Below are 2,004 nucleotides of genomic sequence, written 5' to 3'. Positions count from 1 at the left end.
CCGATCCGCGCATCTTGATCTTCGACGAGGCGACCAGCGCGCTCGATTACGAGAGCGAGCGTGTTATTCAGGACAACATGAAGGACATCGCGCGGGGCCGCACGGTGTTCATCATCGCACACCGCCTGTCGACAGTGCGGCGCACCGACCGCATCATCGCGCTCGATCGGGGCAGGCTGGTCGAGGATGGAACTCACGACGAGCTGATAAGGCTGGGCGGCCCTTACGCCAAGCTTCACCGTATGCAGGCCGGTATTCATGAAGTCATTTAGTGGTGCGGTCTTGTATCTGCGCACCAAGACGCGTTGGGAAGACGATGACCGCGCCTTCCTGCCGGCGGCGCTGGAGATCGTCGAGACGCCGGCCTCGCCGACCGGACGCATTATCGCCTACACCATCATGGGGCTCTTCGCCCTGGCGATTGTTTGGGCCTGCGTCGGCAAGGTCGATATTGTGGCGTCGGCGCAAGGCAAGATCATCCCGGACGGCCGCACCAAGGTTATTCAGCCGTTCGAGACCGGCGTGGTGCGCTCGATAGACGTCCAGGATGGTCAGAAGGTCAAGGCAGGTCAGATTCTGGTTCAGCTCGATCAGACCCTGAACGATGCGGACCTTCGACACGCCCAGGGCGATCTCACCGCCGCCGAGCTGGATATTGCGCGACTGCAGGCGGAACTGGAGCCCGGCGATCCGTTCGAAAATTTCAAGCCTTCGCCTGACGCGCCGGCAAATCTCGTCGCCATGCAGCGCAAGTTCCTCATCGACCAGGTCGGCGAGCAGCGCGCCAAGCTTCTGGTTCTGGAGCGGCAACGCGCGGAAAAGCAGGCGGAGTTCGATACCAGCAGTGCCACTGTCGCCAAGCTCGAAGCGGTCCTGCCGGTGCTGAAGCAGCGCCTCGATATCGTCGAGACCCTTTACAATCATTCGACCGGTTCGAAGGCCAATTATCTGGAACTGCTCCAGACCTACGTCGAGCAGCAGCACGAACTTGAGGTGCAGAAGAGCAAGAGCCGCGAGGCGCAGGAGACATTTGCGGCCATCACAGAGTCGCGGGCGCAGACCGAGGCGGAATTTCGCCGTACCCGCTACAGCGAACTCGATGACGCCCAGCGCAAGGCGCACGACGCCCGAGAGGATCTGGTAAAGGCGAGGCATCGCGCCGCCCTGCAAAAGCTCACCGCGCCGGTCGACGGCACCGTTCAGCAGCTGGCCGTTCATACGATCGGCGGCGTTGTCACCCCGGCGCAGACCCTGCTCGCCATTGTGCCGGCCGACAGCAAGCTCATGATCGACGCCAGCGTGCAAAACCGCGACATCGGCTTCGTGGAAGCAGGGCAGGACGCGCAGATCAAGATCGATACTTTCAATTTCAGCCGCTACGGCCTGCTGCACGGCAAGGTGTTGAGCGTGTCGCAAGACTCGATGGAGCGCCAAAAGCCCGGCGACAAGCCGAACGATCCGCAGAAAAAAATCGACGAGGATTCCAGCGAGCCGCCTGGGCAGGAACTCGTCTATGACGCCCGCGTCGCGCTCGATACCACGCAGATGCAGATCGGCGACAAGATGGTGGACCTCGCGCCCGGCATGGCGGTCACCGTCGAAATCAAGACCGGGGAACGGCGGATCATTAGCTACCTCTTGTCGCCGTTGATGCGCTATAAGGAAGAGGCATTGCGGGAGCGGTAGCGCCACCGCTACCTGGAGCGCCACCGAATTGTCATTGGTGGGCATCATCCCTATGGCGCCCGAACCCGGATGCATGCACGTGCTAGTTCGAAAAAATTACGGGAATAGTTGACCCGATTGTTAGCGCCAACGGTGGGGCTTATGAGAAACCTTGGCGCGGCCATCTTGCGCACGGCCGGCGGAAAATTCGGCTCAGCAATTTTGGCGGCTTCGGCGCTGGTCGCGGGGTGGATCGCAATCAATGGCGGCTTTATTTTTTTTATCGATTCGGTGGATTTTTTTAATTATGCCGCACAGTTGCGCCATCTAAATATTGGC

At 60.5% G+C, this 2,004-nt stretch carries 1 protein-coding gene and 1 pseudogene; both read left to right on the top strand.

Translation table 11 applies throughout. The features are described 5' to 3' along the window. Nucleotides 1–272: pseudogene (locus WB528_RS16010) on the top strand (type I secretion system permease/ATPase); the annotation flags it as partial. Further along, nucleotides 259–1,686: an HlyD family type I secretion periplasmic adaptor subunit gene (locus tag WB528_RS16005; RefSeq protein WP_423889386.1), complete on the top strand. Its 1,428-nt coding sequence runs from the start codon at nucleotides 259–261 to the stop codon at nucleotides 1,684–1,686. The pseudogene WB528_RS16010 and the gene WB528_RS16005, both read left to right, overlap by 14 nt. Nucleotides 1,687–2,004 lie beyond the last annotated feature (318 nt).

Source organism: Bradyrhizobium sp. (assembly GCF_049586575.1).
GTDB lineage: Bacteria > Pseudomonadota > Alphaproteobacteria > Rhizobiales > Xanthobacteraceae > Bradyrhizobium.
The sequence above is the reverse complement of the archived record's forward strand: the minus strand, read 5'-3'. Positions and strand labels throughout refer to the sequence as shown.